Below are 16,637 nucleotides of genomic sequence, written 5' to 3' on the forward strand. Positions count from 1 at the left end.
AGAACTCATTCGTTTGTGAATTTTTTTTGGCAAAAAAATGAATGAGTATTCATTCAAATGTGTGAAGGGGGAGACAATGTTGAACCAACTTATTAAAAAAGCGGCTGTTCTAGGATCAGGAGTCATGGGATCGGGGATTGCTGCCCATCTAGCAAACATCGGAATACCAACCTTATTATTGGATATTGTGCCTCGGGAGTTAACCGACGACGAACAGGCAAAAGGACTGACGCTAGAAGATAAGCAGGTCCGTAATCGCATTAGCAGCCAATCCATTCAAAAATTAGTAAAGCAAAAACCAGCTCCATTGGCGGTCAAGAAGAATTTAGCGCTAATTGAAGCAGGAAATTTAGAAGATGACCTAGTTAAATTAAAAGATGTGGATTGGGTAATAGAGGTTGTCGTTGAGAATCTCAATGTTAAGAAACAAGTATTTGAAAAAGTGGACCAATACAGAAAACCTGGAAGCATTATCAGCTCCAATACATCAGGTATATCTGTTGAAGCGATGGCAGAAGGAAGGTCAGAGGATTTTAAAAAGCATTTCCTTGGTACCCACTTCTTTAACCCGCCAAGATACTTAAAATTACTTGAAGTCATTCCTACACAATATACGAGCCAAGAAGTGATTTCATTCATGAAAACGTTTGGTGAAGATGTTTTAGGAAAAGGTGTTGTTCTTGCAAAGGATACACCGAACTTTATTGCCAACCGGATTGGAACCTATGGTCTCCTCATTACTGTCCAAGAAATGCTAAAGGGTGGTTATAGTGTTGGAGAAGTTGATTCTGTTACTGGTCCATTAGTCGGCCGCCCTTCAAGCGCAACCTTCCGTACGTTAGATGTAGTTGGGTTGGATACATTCGCACATGTAGCAGGCAATGTTCATGAAAAAGTAACCGGTAAAGAAAAGGAAGTATTCGAAGTCCCTGCATTTATGAGAACAATGCTCGAAAAAGGCTGGCTGGGAAGTAAATCGGGTCAAGGCTTCTTCTTGAAAAAAGGGAAGGAAATCCTTGAACTTGATCCTGCTACTTTAGAATATATACCACGTAAAAAGCTCTCAACTGCAGCAACTGAATTGAGTAAGCAGGAAAAAGGCACTGCGAATAAATTGAAAGCGCTTGTATATGCAAATGATCGAGCAGGTGAGTTGCTGTGGAACATATTTAGTCCCGTCCTAGTATACTCTGCACAGCTTTTAGGTGAAATTGCAGACACGATAGTCGACATTGACCGTGCCATGAAATGGGGCTTTGGCTGGGAAATGGGTCCTTTTGAAACGTGGGACGCGATTGGGCTAGAAAAGTCAGTCGAGAAGATGAAGGAAAATGGATTGGAAATTCCCGCTTGGGTAGCAGAGATGCTTGCGAAGGGGCATACGTCTTTCTATATAGAGGAAAATGGGGAACAATTTTTCTTCAATAATGGCGAATACCGTCTAGTGGAAAATAATCCAAAAGTGATTGACCTGAAAAAATTAAAGAAACAAAAAGGTGTTATTAAAAAGAATAGCGGTGCAAGCTTAATTGATTTAGGTGACGGGGTTGCTCTCTTGGAATTCCATTCTCCGAATAATGCCATTGGTTTAGATATTATTCAGATGATTAACTTTGCGATAGATGAAGTTGAGAAGAACTACAAAGGACTTGTCATTGGTAATCAGGGTAAGAACTTCTGTGTCGGCGCAAACCTCGCGATGATGTTAATGGAAACTCAGGATGACAATATCTATGAGCTTGAAATGGTAGTGCGTCAGTTTCAAAATTCGATGATGAAAGTAAAATATAGCGCAAAACCAGTGGTTGCAGCACCATTTTCAATGACACTTGGCGGTGGTGCCGAGGTTTGTTTACCTGCAGCGCACATTCAAGCGTCTGCTGAAACCTATATGGGACTTGTCGAAGTGGGTGTCGGACTGCTTCCAGGCGGCGGCGGAAACAAAGAACTGTATATTAAACATTTAGAAGGTTTGCCGAATGGTGTTCCATTTGACTTTCAAGCTGTTGCTAATAAAGTCTTTGAAACGATTGCTATGGCAAAAGTATCAACCTCTGGTGCGGAAGCACGTGAGAATAATTTCTTAGGATTGGCTGATGGAATTAGTATTAACGGAGACCACCAATTATACGATGCAAAGCAGGCTGTTCTAGCATTACATGAGAAGGGTTATGTGCAAAAAGCCCGCAAAAAGGTGCCGGTAGTGGGTGAAACAGGTTACGCTACACTTTTACTGGGGGCGCAATCCATGTTCTTATCTGGATATATTTCAGAGCATGATTTGAAAATCGCCAAAAAAGTAGCTTACGTCATTGCTGGTGGAAAAGTGCCATTTGGTACGGAAGTAGATGAGCAATACTTATTGGATTTAGAAAGAGAAGCATTCTTAAGCTTAATAAGAGAAGGCAAAACACAACAGCGTATGCAGCACATGCTTGTCAAAGGTAAGCCACTTAGAAATTAATAGATTGTTATTATATGAGGAAAGTGAGGGAACGAAATGAGAGAAGCGGTAATCGTGGCCGGAGCTCGGACCCCGGTAGGTAAAGCGAAGAAAGGAACGCTTGCACATGTTCGCCCTGATGATTTGGGAGCATTGGTTGTTAAAGAAACATTAAAGCGTGCCGGTAACTATGAAGGAAATATAGATGATTTAATCATGGGCTGTGCAATGCCGGAAGCGGAGCAAGGTAATAACATGGCTCGTAATATTGGTGCATTAGCAGGACTGCCGCACACTGTACCAGCAATTACGATTAATCGTTTTTGTTCATCGGGACTCCAAGCGATTGCCTATGCAGCACAAGGGATAATGTTAGGACACACTGATACTGCAATTGCAGGTGGAGCCGAATCTATGAGTTTGATTCCGATGGCAGGGCATGTGATAAGACCGAATGTAAAATTAGCTGAAACAGCTCCAGAATATTATATGGGAATGGGTCATACCGCAGAAGAAGTAGCTAAGAAATATGGTATCTCTCGTGAGGATCAGGATTCATTTGCCGTTCGCAGTCATCAGAAAGCGGCAAAAGCCATTCAAGACGGAAAATTCGTAGACGAAATCGTTCCAGTTGATGTTACAATCCGCTCTGTTGGTAAGGACAATAAGTTGGTGGAGAGAAACGTTCAGTTTTCTCAAGATGAAGGGGTCCGTCCTGATACAAACGTACAATCACTGGCAAAACTTCGTCCGGCTTTCTCCGTGACAGGTTCTGTTACGGCGGGTAATGCGTCGCAAACAAGTGATGGCGCGGCAGCCTTAATGATTATGGACCGTGAAAAAGCAGAGTCACTCGGACTAAAGCCATTAGCTAAATTCAGATCATTTGCCGTTGGAGGCGTACCACCGGAAATTATGGGAGTTGGTCCCGTAGTAGCTGTTCCGAAAGCAGTTAGGCTGGCAGGCTTAGAGTTATCCGATATCAATCTATTTGAATTAAACGAAGCATTTGCCTCGCAATCTCTTCAAGTTATTCGCGAGCTCAATCTAGATGAAGAAAAAGTAAATGTAAATGGCGGTGCCATCGCACTGGGTCATCCACTTGGATGTACAGGTGCAAAACTCACCTTAACCCTCATTCATGAATTAAAGCGCCGTCAACAGCAATTCGGCGTAGTAACCATGTGTATTGGCGGCGGAATGGGCGCTGCCGGGGTATTTGAGCTACTTTAATAAACAATTAGGGGGATATTTAAATGACACAACAAGCTGAAAAAATTATTAAAGGCGGAAGCTTTTTAATCGATGATATTTCCTATGACCGAATTTTAACACCTGAGGATTTTACCGAAGAGCAACTAATGATTGCAAAAACAGCAGAGGACTTCATTGAAAAAGAAGTACTTCCACAATTGGAACATCTGGAGAACCACGAATTTGACCGTACAGTGAAGTTACTAAAACAAGCAGGTGATCTTGGCCTTTTAGCAGCCGATGTCCCTGAAGAGTACGAAGGTTTAGGATTAGATAAAGTAACTTCCTCGCTTGTAACTGAAAAAATGTCAAAGGCAGGCGGTTTTTCATTATCATATGGAGCGCATGTTGGTATCGGCTCACTGCCAATCGTTTTATTCGGAAACGAACAGCAAAAGAAAAAATATTTACCGGCACTTGCTTCGGGTGAAAAAATCGCTGCTTATGCTTTAACAGAGCCAGGTTCAGGATCTGACGCACTTGGTGCAAGAACAACAGCAAAATTAAATGCAGAAGGTACACATTATATTTTAAACGGTGAAAAACAATGGATTACAAATGCTGGTTTTGCGGATGTTTTTGTTGTCTATACAAAAATTGATGGTGAACACTTTACTGCCTTCATTGTTGAAAAAGATTTCCCTGGTGTTTCTACAGGTGCTGAGGAAAAGAAAATGGGAATTAAGAGCTCCTCAACTCGTACTCTTATTCTAGAAGATGTACCTGTCCCTGTTGAAAACCTATTAGGGGAATATGGAAAAGGGCACGTCATTGCGTTTAATATCTTAAACATCGGACGCTATAAGTTAGCTGTTGGCGGTGTGGGCGGTTCTAAAAATGCCTTTGAGTTAGCTGTTAAATATGCAAATGGCCGTAAGCAATTTAATACACTAATTTCTCAGTTCAATTTAACAAAAGAAAAGTTCGGTACAATGGCCTCTAAAATCTATGCTGCAGAGAGCTCTGTCTACCGTACGATTGGGTTGTACGAAGATAATCAAGGCAAACTTACAACAGAAGAGCAGAAGGACATTAAATTAGTAGCAAATTCTATTGCTGAGTATGCAATTGAATGCTCTGTTAATAAATTCTTCTGTAGCGAAGTGTTGGATTATGTGGTAGATGAAGGTGTTCAAATTCATGGTGGATACGGCTTCATGCAAGAGTATGCCATCGAAAGAGCGTACCGTGATTCACGAATTAATCGTATTTTTGAAGGTACAAATGAGATTAACCGTCTGTTAGTACCAGGAACCTATATTAAAAAGGCATTCAAAGGAGAGCTTCCATTATTCCAAAAGGCAATGGCGCTCCAAGAAGAAATCATGATGTTAATGCCTGAGGAGCCTGGTGATGAGCCGCTTGCGCAGGAAAAACATTTAGTAAACAATGCGAAGAAAATAGGGTTGCTTGCTGCCGGTTTAGCAGCACAAAAATTTGGTAAGGCACTTGAAAAAGAGCAAGAAATCTTATCTAATATTGCGGATATTGTTTCTAATGCTTATGCAATGGAATCTGCACTGTTACGTACCGAAAAAGCAATTGCCAAGACTGGTCTAGAGAAAAATAAACAAAAGCTTCTTTATACGCAAATCTTCTGTCAAGAAGCTTTTAACGAAATTGAGCAGCATGCCAAAGAAACATTGGTTGCAACTGAACAAGGTGATACCCTCCGAATTCTCGTATCAGCGCTTCGTAAATTAACTCGCCACACGCCAATCAATGTGATTGGTAAAAAGCGAGAAGCGGCGGACGTTCTCATCAAGGCTGAACGCTATATCGTTTAATTTGAAACTTTAGGCTCCTATAAATTTTTTAGGAGTCTAAAGTTTTTCTGTATGTTTTAGCAGGATTTTTGCAGAATTCGTCGAAAATTTTAACAGAAGGGTTTTTACTTTTTTTTCTGTTATGTTACTATTCAAAGTGACGAGAATTGTCATGAATGTTGTAGAGGAGGGTGGACAGATGGCGCTTACTTTTTACTGGTATCCCAAATGCGGGACATGCCGAAATGCAAAGAAATGGTTAGATGAACATCATCTTTCCTACGAAGCAATACATATTGTTGAAACTCCACCATCTCGCGCTGAACTTCAGGATATCTACGAAAAGAGCAACCTTGAGTTAAAGAAGTTCTTTAATACAAGTGGGCAAAAATATCGTGAACTGGGTATAAAGGATAAAGTATCCTCTGCTTCTGAAGATGAGCTGCTAGATCTGTTAGCCTCAGATGGGATGTTAATCAAAAGACCATTATTAACAGATGGAGAAAAGGTGACAGTTGGTTTTAAAGAAGAAGAGTATGAGAAGATGTGGCTGTAAGCATATTCATACTTTTCAATAGCTAATTCAGGTAGAATCGATTTATGTCGATAATAAAAAATTGGAGGGATTTAGAGAATGACTACACCAAAGGAATTGCGTTATTCTGAAGAACATGAGTGGGTAAAGCTAGAAGGAGCAACAGTCCGTGTAGGAATCACTCACTTTGCACAATCTGAGCTGGGAGATATCGTATTCGTTGAACTTCCAGAGGTTGGCGATGAAGTAACTGCTGACGAGCCATTTGGCAGTGTTGAATCTGTTAAAACTGTCTCTGAACTATATGCACCTATAAGCGGTAAGGTAGTAGAAGTAAACGAGGATTTAAGCGACAGCCCTGAATTCGTAAATGAATCTCCATATGAAAAAGCATGGATGATCGTAATTGAGCCTTCTGATAGCAGCGAAGTAGACAAGCTAATGACGGCAGAACAATATGAAGAAATGATTAAAGAAGATTAATTTTTACAAGCACCTTGTTTTTCAAGGTGTTTTTTTTATGGGAAAAATTCGCACCTTGTATATTCTAAATCTGGGTGATACTATAATAAACTTTAATTAAAAGGAGCTCATGGAATGACATTAAAGCAGCAAAAGGTTGACGTGACAGATCGAGTTGTTGGAAAAATGAAAAATGGTGAAATGGAATTATTTCTAGATAACACATCCATTGGTAAAATACAGTTACCAGGGGACATGACCTTTCAGTTAGATCAACAATTTGAAGTAGCGCAACGGAAGATTTATCAGAACGTAACAGTTACAGAACAGCCGGACGCAAAATATACAGATTGTGATGATGGTGGATGGTGTTAGTACATAGCTTATGAGCAAACACCTATTATCAAAAAGACAATCGTGGTATAGTTAACATATAGACACGTTATTAAATATATTGAATATGTTAACATCAAACAAATAACTTTCTTTCGTATAGGTGATGAATGATGAATGACACGTATGGTGATAAAGTTCTGATTGTCGAAGGAAAATCAGATAAGAAAAAGGTTAAAAGTATCCTGAAGGAACCAATGGAGATTGTCTGTACAAATGGTACAATCAGTATGTCTAAATTGGATGAATTAATTGATACCCTCGAAGATAAAGAGGTCTATATCCTTGTTGATGCAGATGCTGCAGGTGAGAAACTTCGCAAACAGCTGAAAAAGGAATTCCCTCGAGCAGAACATATTTATATAGATAGGATGTACCGTGAAGTTGCCACTGCACCCGTGTACCATCTTGCTACAGTCCTTTTAGGTGCAAATATCGATGTTCATACTCAATTTTTAGAAATGGGTTAACAAATGAACGATTGGAACCTAGATGAGGTATCATCATTCTTTAATAGTCATTCATCCGGACTCATTTACTTCTATACACCTTTATGCGGTACTTGTCAGGTAGCATCGAGAATGCTCCAAGTCATTGAAAATATGGTTGATGTAAAAATAGGGAAAATGAATCTAAATTTTTATCCTGAGCTGGCGGGAAAGTTTCAAATTGAAAGTGTTCCTTGCCTCCTGTTTATTAGGGATGGAGAAATTGTTGAGACGATTTATGCATTCAACTCTGTTCCTTTCTTATATGAAAAAATTAAACAATTGTTACGTTAAAACAGATGCTGATACGTCTGTTTTTTTGTGTAATCAGATAGAAGAAATTTGTCGATGAAATGATAAAGGAATTCTAATAAGCTGCCTTGAATATATAACAGATTGGAGTGGAATTGGAGTGATCGAAGATGGAAGAAATGATAAGGATTTTCCTTTCTGCAATCAGGAAACGCAGTCACGTTCTCAAGTTGATTGAAACATCGGAGTATCTAAAAATAAAGCTAGAATGTGAAGATCAAGAGGGCTTCCTCGTTTTTCATCGTGGCGAGGTTTTCTCACTCGTTGACAATAACGACAGTACTGTCACTTGCGAAATTAATGGTCAGCGGGATTCCGTTAACAGTCTGCTTGAAGGGAACGGAAAATTAAGAATTCTCATCAACCAAGGACAGCTAAAGGTCAAGGCTCCATTCCGTACTATTTTACTTATCGAATCAATCTTTTATTTAACCAAGCCAGAGGATACCTATAAAAAATTTATATCATAAAGTGAAGGAGTGTTTAGTATGGGGGAAAATCAAAAGAATTATCGATTTGAAACCTTAAGTGTTCATGGAGGGTTAGCACCGGATCCTGTTACAGGAGCACGTGCAGTTCCAATTTACCAAAATAATGCCTATCAGTTTAAAAATACCGAACATGCTGCAAATCTTTTTGCTTTGAAAGAGACCGGATACATATATACTCGAATCCACAACCCGACAACAACCGTTTTTGAAGAAAGAGTTGCCCTGCTAGAAGGTGGAGTAGCTGCCTTGGCAGTAGCGAGCGGAATGGCTGCGATTACCCTAGCAATTTTAAATATTGCGGAAGCGGGTGATGAAATCGTTTCAGCATCCACATTATATGGCGGCACCTACAATTTATTTGCCGTTACTCTTCCGAAATATGGAATTAAAGTTAGGTTTGTAGATCCCGAAAATCCAGAAAATTTCCGTAGTGCTATCAATGAAAAAACAAAAGCAGTTTTTGCCGAAACGATTGGGAATCCGTCTTTAAGAATTCTTGATATTGAAAAAGTGGCGGACATTGCCCACGCCGCAGGGGTTCCATTAATTATTGATAATACATTTGCGACACCATACCTATGCAGACCTATCGAATACGGTGCAGATATTGTTATTCATTCAGCTACTAAATGGCTATTGGGTAATGGAACCACCACCGGAGGAGTAATCGTAGACGGAGGGAAGTTCGACTGGAATTCGCCTAAATTCCCAGGTTTTACGACTCCAGATCCAAGCTATCATGACCTAGTTTATGCAGAAGCGCTGGGTGCTGTTGCCTATATTATTAAAGCACGTGTACAGCTTTTACGTGATTTAGGACCTTCTTTAAGTCCACAAAATGCATTTCAATTCATACTCGGATTAGAGACGCTTCATGTTCGGATGAAGGAGCATGTTGCCAATACAAAGCAAGTAGTTGAGTATTTAGTAAAGCACCCTGCCGTTGAGTGGGTATCCTATCCTGGTCACTCTTCTCATCCTGATTATGAATTGGCAAGTAAGTATTTGCCTAAAGGTGCCGGGTCGATGATTGTTTTTGGAATCAAAGGTGGAAGAGAAGCAGGAGCAAAGTTAATTGATTCGATTACACTTTTCGCCCATGTTGCGAATGTTGGGGATGCGAAAAGCTTAATTATTCATCCTGCTAGCACTACACATCAACAGCTTGATGCAGAAGGACTAAAGGCAGCTGGAGTTTCTGAGGATTTAATTCGACTTTCCATTGGCATTGAAAATGTAGAGGATTTAATTGAAGACTTAGAAGCGGCAATTGAAACAGCCACAGGAGTGACTTCTTTAACAGCAAAAGCCTAAAAGAGTTTATTCGAAATTTGTAGAAAATTCGTTGACAGCCTTTTTTATCCGTGTTACGATAACTTTCGTACTATAAGTAATTACTTCAATCAATAAAGGCGTTAATTGAATATAGAATGTTGTAACTCTTATCAAGAGAGGTGGAGGGATGTGCCCGATGAAGCCCGGCAACCGTCAATTTATTGAAATGGTGCCAATTCACACAAAGCGGATGCTTTGGAAGATGGGAGAAAGGTCTTATTAGTGATGCCTTTCTGCCTTCCGCAGAAAGGCTTTTTAAATTTTCTAATATAAGAATGTTTTTCTGGAATCAACAAACCCTATATTAAATAGTCCGCTCTAATTCGAATTTTTGTAATACACATTTAATTGGATAAAAAAGAAGGTGTAGAAAATGATTTCTATAAAAGATGTCCGTAAGTTTTTTCCTTCTAAGCAGGGGCAGCTGAAGGCTGTAGATGATGTTAATTTAGAGATACGAGAAGGGGAGATTTTTGGGGTAATCGGGTATAGTGGTGCGGGAAAAAGTACCTTAATTCGAATGCTCAATGGATTAGAGCTCCCAACAGAAGGCTCCGTTACCGTTGCTGGCCGTGTTATTTCAAAGATTAGGGGCAGTGAACTTCGGAAAGCACGTCAAGAAATAAGTATGATTTTTCAGCATTTTAATCTACTCTGGTCAAGAACAGTTAGCGAGAATATCGCCTTTCCTTTGGAGATAGCTGGCGTAGGTGGAGCAGAAAGACAAAGAAGAGTAAATGAATTGATTAAATTAGTTGGTCTTGAAGGCAGAGAAAATGCTTACCCCTCCCAGCTAAGCGGCGGTCAGAAACAGCGTGTGGGAATTGCGCGGGCACTGGCCAACAATCCAAAAGTACTTCTTTGTGATGAAGCAACTTCAGCCCTAGATCCACAAACCACTGATTCTATTTTAGATTTATTGGTCGATATCAATAAAAGGCTAGGATTAACGATTGTATTGATAACTCATGAAATGCATGTCATTCGTAAAATCTGTCATCGGGTAGCGGTTATGGAAAGTGGAAGAATCGTAGAATTAGGTCAGGTGTTAGATGTCTTTAAGAACCCCGCGCAGCAGATTACGAAACGGTTTGTTCAGCAAGTTACCGAGCCCGAAGAAACGAAAGAAACAGCTGAACATTTGTTAGAACGCTATCAATCGGGTAAGGTTGTTCAATTATCCTTTATCGGCGATTCAGTCGAGCAACCGTTAATCACTAATTTAATCCGTCAAAATAATGTTACAGTCAACATTTTGCAGGGGAAAATTTCGCAAACGCAAAGTGGTTCCTATGGGACTCTCTTTATACACCTTGATGGCAGTGAACTAGAAGTTAATAAGGCAGTCGACTACATTCGCTCCCAGCAAGTCGGCGTGGAGGTGATTAGTAATGGCTAACTTTACAGAAATGGTAAAGTGGACTCAATTATTAGAAGCCACACGTGAGACCCTTTATATGACTACTATTTCAGTCCTTGTTACATTTATTTTAGGATTAGTCCTTGGTCTGCTGTTATTTCTAACGGATAAAGGTAATTTGTGGGAAAATAGAGGTATAAATGCTATTATTGCTGGATTTGTAAATATTTTCAGATCAATACCGTTTATTATCTTAATTGTATTATTAATTCCTTTTACTAAATTATTGGTTGGTACGATGCTCGGTGCAAATGCGGCGCTGCCTGCCTTAATTATTGGAGCAGCTCCTTTTTACGCAAGAATGGTGGAAATTGCTCTTAGAGAAATCGATAAAGGTGTTATTGAAGCATCACAATCAATGGGAGCAACACATGGCCAGATTATTTTTAAAGTATTAATACCGGAGTCTTTGCCAGCCTTAATTTCAGGTCTAACAGTTACAGCTATTTCGTTAGTAAGTTTTACAGCGATGGCTGGGGTAATTGGAGCAGGGGGACTTGGTCATTTTGCCTACCTAGAAGGTTTTCAGCGCAATAGGCCGCTTGTTACGTTAGTTGCAACAATTGCTATTTTAATTTTGGTTTTTATCATCCAATTTATTGGGGATTATTTTACAAAAAAAACAGATAAACGATAACAGGAGGAGTTAGATTATGAAAAAAGCATTTGGTTTAATTATCATTGCGTTAGTAGCACTTGTACTATCAGCTTGCGGTGGTGCTAAAAACGATACTGCAGATAACGCAGGAGAAGATGGAAACAAAAAATTAGTTGTTGGTGCATCTGCCGTACCGCACGCGGAAGTGTTAGAGGCGGCAAAACCTTTATTAAAGGAAAAAGGCATTGACCTAGAAGTGCAAGTTTTTCAAGATTATATCCTGCCAAACGTAGCTTTAAGAGATAAAGAACTCGACGCAAACTATTTCCAAACACCAGGGTATTTAGAATTGCAAATGGAAGAAAATAAGGACTTTGATTTTGTAAGTGTAGGTGGCGTTCATAAGGAACCAATCGGAATTTATTCTAAGGAATATAAAAGCGTAAATGACCTTCCAAAAGGTGCAAAAATTATTATGAGTGATTCACTAAGTGACCATGGACGTATCTTACCTATTTTTGAAAAAGAAGGATTAATTAAGCTTAAAGAAGGCGTTGGAGCAAATGCAAGAGTAGAGGATATTGTTGAAAATCCAAAGGACCTTGATTTCTCAACGCTAATTGAAGCAAAACTATTAGCTTCTTCTTTTGAAAGTGGTGAAGGTGATGCGGTTGTTATTAATACGAACTACGCTTTAGAAGGCGGTATTGACATTGGAAAGTATGGAATCGCATTTGAGGGCGATGACGTTGTACCGGCAAACCTTGTTGTCGTTCGCTCAGAGGACCAAGACCGTGAAGAAATTAAAACCCTTGTAGAAGTTCTACAATCAGATGAAATTAAAAAATTCCTCGAAGAAAAGTACCAAGGTGCTGTAATACCAGGTGAATAAGCTCTAAATTGAAATAAAACGATACGAATTAATACGAAGATAGAAGAGGCCGGTGAAGATGTTTCACTGGTTTTCTTTTTATCTATCACATAATATACATGAATCCAATTGGATAGGTAAAAATAGGTATCAAATATAATGTCGAAGTCTTGGCAAAATAGAGATAGATACGTTATAGTTTTATTCGTATGTGACTACATAAAGCGTTCACATTATTAGTCAATTAAGAATTATTATGTTACAAATTCATCTTGTTTGATTTTCATTCTCATTTGGAATGTATGGAGTGAAAATAAAATTACTTTTTTTTCATAAAAGTTATTACTGTTTATGAGTTGCTAACAGATTCTATTTGTTATAAGATTATAATGAGAATAAAGTGAGAATAGAATTTTGAGGCCAAGTGTTTTGGCTACAAGATACAAAATTATCTTTACGGAGGTATATATATGGCGGGGTCAACATTAACGATCAAAGATTTACATGTAGAAATTGATGGAAAAGAAATTTTAAAAGGTGTAAACCTTGAAATAAAAGGTGGAGAAATTCACGCAATCATGGGACCTAATGGTACTGGTAAATCTACTTTATCATCTGCTATCATGGGACATCCAAAATATGAGGTAACAAGCGGTTCCATTATGTTAGATGATCAAAACGTGCTTGAAATGGAAGTAGATGAGCGCGCACGTGCTGGACTATTTTTAGCCATGCAATATCCAAGCGAAATTAATGGTGTAACAAATGCCGATTTCTTACGTTCTGCCTTAAATAGCCGTCTTGGCGAAGGCAATGAAATTTCATTAATGAAATTTATCCGTAAAATGGATAAGCAAATGGAATACCTTGAAATGGACCTTGATATGGCACAGCGTTATCTAAATGAAGGATTTTCTGGTGGAGAGAAAAAGCGAAATGAAATCCTGCAATTAATGATGCTTGAGCCGAAAATCGCCATTTTGGATGAAATTGACTCTGGATTAGATATTGATGCCTTAAAGGTTGTTTCAAAAGGTATTAACCAAATGCGCGGAGAAGATTTTGGCTGTTTAGTCATTACTCACTATCAACGACTTTTAAATTATATCACTCCTGACTATGTGCACGTTATGATGCAGGGCCGTGTTGTAAAATCAGGCGGACCAGAACTAGCACAACGCTTAGAAGCAGAAGGATATGACTGGATCAAGCAAGAGCTCGGAATCGAAGATGAAACAGTTGGGCAAGAAGCGTAGAAGTTAGCGTTAGGAGGATAATCATGACAACAGAAACGAATTTATCATACGATAAAGATTTTGTTCGTTCTTTTTCAAAAGAATTGAACGAGCCTGCGTGGATGGAAGAATTGCGTTTAAAAGCATTAGAATTAAGCGAATCTCTTCCAATGCCAAGACCGGATAAAACAAAAATTGATAAGTGGAACTTCACACAATTTGATACAACTATCGTGAAAAGTGACACGTTTGCGTCATTAGCTGAGCTTCCAGAAGAGGTAAAAGCTTTAATTGGTGACGAATCGACGGCAAAAAATCTGTATATTCAACGAAATCATACCCCTGCATATATTTCTTTAACACAGGAATTAAAGGGGCAAGGCGTCATTTTTACGGATATCTTTACTGCAGTTCGTGAACATAGCGAGCTGGTACAGAAGTACTTGTTAACAGACGCAGTTAAAACAGACGAACACCGCCTGATTGCCATTCATGCAGCACTTATGAATGGCGGAGCATTTTTGTACATTCCTAAAAATGTTGAAATTAAAGAACCGATTCATTCGATTTATTTACATGACTCTGCCGACGCAAACCTCGTCAATCATGTATTAGTTGTTGCCGATGATAACAGCGCAGTTACGTATGTAGAAAATTACCTATCAACGCTAGAGAGTGCTGACAGTGTCTTTAATATCGTAACAGAGGTCATTGCAAAAGCTGGAGCAAAAGTTCAATATGGTGCAGTTGATACTCTTGCAAAAGGAATCACCACTTACGTGAATCGTCGTGGATCAGCTGGAAGAGATGCTAGAATTGAATGGGCACTTGGATTAATGAATGAAGGAAATACTATTTCTGAGAATACAACCAACTTAGTTGGTGACGGTGCTTATGGTGATACAAAAACAGTAGTTGTTGGACGTGGTGAGCAGATTCAAAACTTCACAACAAAAGTTGTTCATTATGGGAAAAACAGCGAAGGTTATATTTTAAAGCACGGTGTCATGAAGGACAGCGCTTCTTCCATTTTTAATGGAATTGGTCATATCCTGCATGGTGCTTCAAAATCAAATGCTGAACAAGAATCACGTGTACTTATGCTAAGTGAAAAAGCGCGGGGGGATGCCAACCCAATTCTTCTTATTGATGAAGATGATGTTACTGCTGGTCATGCAGCTTCAGTTGGACGTGTTGACCCAGTGCAACTTTACTACCTAATGAGCCGCGGAATTCCGAAAAAAGAAGCAGAACGTTTGGTTATCCATGGGTTCCTTGCTCCTGTAGTGAACCAGCTTCCAATTGAAGGAGTTAAGAAGCAATTAACAGCTGTGATTGAAAGGAAAGTAAGATAATGAATGTCTTGGATATTCGTCGTCAATTCCCTATTTTAGATCAAGAAGTAAATGGAAACCCACTTGTCTATCTTGATAGTTCAGCAACATCTCAAAAACCAATCCAAGTGATTGAGACAGTTGAGAAATATTATAAAGAAATTAATTCCAATGTTCATCGTGGTGTTCATACGCTTGGAACACGAGCAACGGATGCCTATGAAGGAGCACGGGAAAAGGTTCGAAAATTTATTAATGCTAAATCAACCCAGGAAGTTATTTTTACCCGGGGGACTACAACAGCCTTAAATACGGTTGCTGCAAGCTATGCAGCTGAGAATCTAAATCCTGGTGATGAGATTGTCATTACGTATATGGAGCACCATAGCAATATTATTCCTTGGCAGCAGGTTGCAAGACGGACAGGAGCAGTGTTAAAGTACATCCCACTTCAAGAAGATGGAACGATTTCACTTGAAGATGTTCAAGCAACGATTACAGCTAATACTCGTGTAGTTTCTGTTATGCAGGTTTCAAACGTACTAGGTGTTATTAATCCTATTAAGGAAATTGCGAAAATTGCCCATGACAATGGTGCGATTATGGTAGTCGATGGGGCACAAAGTGCGCCTCATATGAAAATAGACGTTCAAGATTTAGATTGTGATTTTTTAGCTTTTTCAGGACATAAAATGTGTGCTCCAACTGGTATCGGAGTTCTATATGGAAAAAAGCATTTGTTAGAAAAAATGGAACCAATTGAATTCGGTGGAGAAATGATTGATTTCGTCCATTTACAAGAATCGACATGGAAAGAGCTGCCATGGAAGTTTGAAGCGGGAACACCAATTATTGCAGGTGCCATTGGTCTTGGAGCTGCAATCGACTTTTTAAATGAAATTGGCTTAGATAATATTGCAGAACACGAGCATAAGCTTGCGGCCTACGCATTAGAAAAAATGTCTTCAGTACCTGGAATGACGATTTACGGGCCATTAGACGCCGCAAAACGTGCAGGTCTTGTGACTTTTAATATTAGTGATGTACATCCGCATGATGTCGCTACTGTTCTTGACGCAGAGGGCATTGCTGTCCGTGCAGGACATCACTGTGCCCAGCCGTTAATGAAGTGGCTAAAGGCGTCAGCAACTGCTCGTGCAAGCTTTTATTTATACAACACAGAAGACGATATTGATAAGCTAGTTGAAGGACTTGTTAAAACAAAGGAGTATTTCAGCGATGTCTTCTAATTTAGATGCACTTTACCGTCAAGTTATTATGGATCATTATAAAAAACCGCGTAACCGCGGACTGTTAGAGGATGGCAGTCACACCATCAATATGAACAATCCTACATGTGGTGACAGAATTCAATTGACTTTTAAAGTTGAAGATGGAATTGTAAAGGATGTAGGATTTGAAGGAGAAGGCTGTTCAATTTCCATGTCATCTGCTTCGATGATGACACAAGCCATTAAGGGGAAAAAAGTAGAGGAAGCGATTAGGCTTTCAAAAATTTTCTCTGATATGATTCAAGGGAAAGATTATGATGATGAAGTTGACCTAGGTGATATCGAAGCACTTCAGGGTGTTTCTAAATTCCCTGCGAGAATCAAATGTGCCACGCTTGCATGGAAGGCAATGGAAAAGGGATTGAATGAAGAGGAACAACAATAAAACGAAATTGCGGTTGAGATGTG

17 protein-coding genes and 1 riboswitch are annotated in these 16,637 nt (G+C 39.3%); all 17 genes read left to right on the forward strand.

Features of this window, described 5'->3' with window-relative positions:
- Positions 1-76: 76 nt before the first annotated feature.
- Complete coding sequence (locus QFZ28_RS06980) at positions 77-2,464, forward strand: 3-hydroxyacyl-CoA dehydrogenase/enoyl-CoA hydratase family protein (RefSeq protein WP_307193980.1); 2,388 nt, start codon at positions 77-79, stop codon at positions 2,462-2,464.
- Between the two features lie 36 nt (positions 2,465-2,500).
- Complete coding sequence (locus tag QFZ28_RS06985) at positions 2,501-3,676, forward strand: acetyl-CoA C-acetyltransferase (protein ID WP_307193981.1); 1,176 nt, start codon at positions 2,501-2,503, stop codon at positions 3,674-3,676.
- 23 nt (positions 3,677-3,699) lie between these two features.
- A complete protein-coding gene (locus QFZ28_RS06990; protein WP_307193982.1) occupies positions 3,700-5,484 on the forward strand; it encodes an acyl-CoA dehydrogenase family protein in 1,785 nt (594 codons plus the stop codon).
- Between the two features lie 178 nt (positions 5,485-5,662).
- Positions 5,663-6,019 (forward strand): arsenate reductase family protein, encoded by a 357-nt coding sequence (locus QFZ28_RS06995; protein ID WP_307196970.1) that lies wholly within the window; start codon positions 5,663-5,665, stop codon positions 6,017-6,019.
- A 78-nt stretch (positions 6,020-6,097) separates the two neighbouring features.
- The gene (gene gcvH / locus QFZ28_RS07000; RefSeq protein WP_307193983.1) at positions 6,098-6,481 is read left to right on the forward strand and encodes a glycine cleavage system protein GcvH; all 384 of its coding nucleotides are present in this window, start codon (positions 6,098-6,100) and stop codon (positions 6,479-6,481) included.
- Positions 6,482-6,595: 114 nt separating this feature from the next.
- Positions 6,596-6,835, forward strand: a complete 240-nt coding sequence (locus tag QFZ28_RS07005) for a YusG family protein (protein ID WP_307193984.1) — start codon at positions 6,596-6,598, stop codon at positions 6,833-6,835.
- 131 nt (positions 6,836-6,966) lie between these two features.
- On the forward strand, positions 6,967-7,323 hold the full coding sequence (locus QFZ28_RS07010) for a toprim domain-containing protein (RefSeq protein ID WP_307193985.1): 357 nt from the start codon (positions 6,967-6,969) through the stop codon (positions 7,321-7,323).
- A 3-nt stretch (positions 7,324-7,326) separates the two neighbouring features.
- Positions 7,327-7,635, forward strand: a complete 309-nt coding sequence (locus tag QFZ28_RS07015) for a thioredoxin family protein (RefSeq protein ID WP_307193986.1) — start codon at positions 7,327-7,329, stop codon at positions 7,633-7,635.
- Between the two features lie 128 nt (positions 7,636-7,763).
- Positions 7,764-8,123, forward strand: a complete 360-nt coding sequence (locus QFZ28_RS07020; RefSeq protein ID WP_307193987.1) for a hypothetical protein — start codon at positions 7,764-7,766, stop codon at positions 8,121-8,123.
- An 18-nt stretch (positions 8,124-8,141) separates the two neighbouring features.
- Positions 8,142-9,458 carry an O-acetylhomoserine aminocarboxypropyltransferase/cysteine synthase family protein gene (locus tag QFZ28_RS07025; protein ID WP_307193988.1) on the forward strand — a complete coding sequence of 439 codons (1,317 nt, stop codon included), beginning with the start codon at positions 8,142-8,144 and terminating at the stop codon, positions 9,456-9,458.
- Between the two features lie 125 nt (positions 9,459-9,583).
- Positions 9,584-9,688, forward strand: a riboswitch (SAM riboswitch).
- 164 nt (positions 9,689-9,852) lie between these two features.
- Positions 9,853-10,878, forward strand: a complete 1,026-nt coding sequence (locus tag QFZ28_RS07030) for a methionine ABC transporter ATP-binding protein (protein ID WP_307193989.1) — start codon at positions 9,853-9,855, stop codon at positions 10,876-10,878.
- Positions 10,871-11,536, forward strand: a complete 666-nt coding sequence (locus QFZ28_RS07035; RefSeq protein ID WP_307193990.1) for a methionine ABC transporter permease — start codon at positions 10,871-10,873, stop codon at positions 11,534-11,536. The genes QFZ28_RS07030 and QFZ28_RS07035 overlap by 8 nt, the downstream gene beginning before the upstream one ends.
- 16 nt (positions 11,537-11,552) lie before the next feature.
- The gene (locus tag QFZ28_RS07040; RefSeq protein ID WP_307193991.1) at positions 11,553-12,389 is read left to right on the forward strand and encodes a MetQ/NlpA family ABC transporter substrate-binding protein; all 837 of its coding nucleotides are present in this window, start codon (positions 11,553-11,555) and stop codon (positions 12,387-12,389) included.
- A gap of 449 nt (positions 12,390-12,838) precedes the next feature.
- Complete coding sequence (gene sufC, locus QFZ28_RS07045; RefSeq protein ID WP_307193992.1) at positions 12,839-13,624, forward strand: Fe-S cluster assembly ATPase SufC; 786 nt, start codon at positions 12,839-12,841, stop codon at positions 13,622-13,624.
- A 23-nt stretch (positions 13,625-13,647) separates the two neighbouring features.
- Positions 13,648-14,958, forward strand: coding sequence for a Fe-S cluster assembly protein SufD (gene sufD, locus QFZ28_RS07050; RefSeq protein WP_307193993.1), 1,311 nt, complete (start codon positions 13,648-13,650; stop codon positions 14,956-14,958).
- Positions 14,958-16,187, forward strand: coding sequence for a cysteine desulfurase (locus QFZ28_RS07055; RefSeq protein ID WP_307193994.1), 1,230 nt, complete (start codon positions 14,958-14,960; stop codon positions 16,185-16,187). The genes sufD and QFZ28_RS07055 overlap by 1 nt, the downstream gene beginning before the upstream one ends.
- Positions 16,177-16,614: a Fe-S cluster assembly sulfur transfer protein SufU gene (gene sufU / locus QFZ28_RS07060; protein ID WP_307193995.1), complete on the forward strand. Its 438-nt coding sequence runs from the start codon at positions 16,177-16,179 to the stop codon at positions 16,612-16,614. Before QFZ28_RS07055 ends, sufU begins: the two co-directional genes overlap by 11 nt.
- Positions 16,615-16,637 lie beyond the last annotated feature (23 nt).

The sequence above is a fragment of the Neobacillus niacini genome (assembly GCF_030817695.1).
Lineage (GTDB): Bacteria > Bacillota > Bacilli > Bacillales > Cytobacillaceae > Neobacillus > Neobacillus niacini_F.

What these genes read in the sequence shown, in the direction of transcription:
- QFZ28_RS07055 (WP_307193994.1), top strand. Translation starts at nt 14,958, where the DNA reads ATGAATGTCTTGGATATTCGTCGTCAATTCCCTATTTTAGATCAAGAA.
- QFZ28_RS07030 (WP_307193989.1), top strand. Translation starts at nt 9,853, where the DNA reads ATGATTTCTATAAAAGATGTCCGTAAGTTTTTTCCTTCTAAGCAGGGG.
- QFZ28_RS07005 (WP_307193984.1), top strand. Translation starts at nt 6,596, where the DNA reads ATGACATTAAAGCAGCAAAAGGTTGACGTGACAGATCGAGTTGTTGGA.
- sufC (WP_307193992.1), top strand. Translation starts at nt 12,839, where the DNA reads ATGGCGGGGTCAACATTAACGATCAAAGATTTACATGTAGAAATTGAT.
- QFZ28_RS06995 (WP_307196970.1), top strand. Translation starts at nt 5,663, where the DNA reads ATGGCGCTTACTTTTTACTGGTATCCCAAATGCGGGACATGCCGAAAT.
- gcvH (WP_307193983.1), top strand. Translation starts at nt 6,098, where the DNA reads ATGACTACACCAAAGGAATTGCGTTATTCTGAAGAACATGAGTGGGTA.
- QFZ28_RS07035 (WP_307193990.1), top strand. Translation starts at nt 10,871, where the DNA reads ATGGCTAACTTTACAGAAATGGTAAAGTGGACTCAATTATTAGAAGCC.
- QFZ28_RS06985 (WP_307193981.1), top strand. Translation starts at nt 2,501, where the DNA reads ATGAGAGAAGCGGTAATCGTGGCCGGAGCTCGGACCCCGGTAGGTAAA.
- sufD (WP_307193993.1), top strand. Translation starts at nt 13,648, where the DNA reads ATGACAACAGAAACGAATTTATCATACGATAAAGATTTTGTTCGTTCT.
- sufU (WP_307193995.1), top strand. Translation starts at nt 16,177, where the DNA reads ATGTCTTCTAATTTAGATGCACTTTACCGTCAAGTTATTATGGATCAT.
- QFZ28_RS07025 (WP_307193988.1), top strand. Translation starts at nt 8,142, where the DNA reads ATGGGGGAAAATCAAAAGAATTATCGATTTGAAACCTTAAGTGTTCAT.
- QFZ28_RS07020 (WP_307193987.1), top strand. Translation starts at nt 7,764, where the DNA reads ATGGAAGAAATGATAAGGATTTTCCTTTCTGCAATCAGGAAACGCAGT.
- QFZ28_RS07040 (WP_307193991.1), top strand. Translation starts at nt 11,553, where the DNA reads ATGAAAAAAGCATTTGGTTTAATTATCATTGCGTTAGTAGCACTTGTA.
- QFZ28_RS07010 (WP_307193985.1), top strand. Translation starts at nt 6,967, where the DNA reads ATGAATGACACGTATGGTGATAAAGTTCTGATTGTCGAAGGAAAATCA.
- QFZ28_RS06980 (WP_307193980.1), top strand. Translation starts at nt 77, where the DNA reads ATGTTGAACCAACTTATTAAAAAAGCGGCTGTTCTAGGATCAGGAGTC.
- QFZ28_RS07015 (WP_307193986.1), top strand. Translation starts at nt 7,327, where the DNA reads ATGAACGATTGGAACCTAGATGAGGTATCATCATTCTTTAATAGTCAT.
- QFZ28_RS06990 (WP_307193982.1), top strand. Translation starts at nt 3,700, where the DNA reads ATGACACAACAAGCTGAAAAAATTATTAAAGGCGGAAGCTTTTTAATC.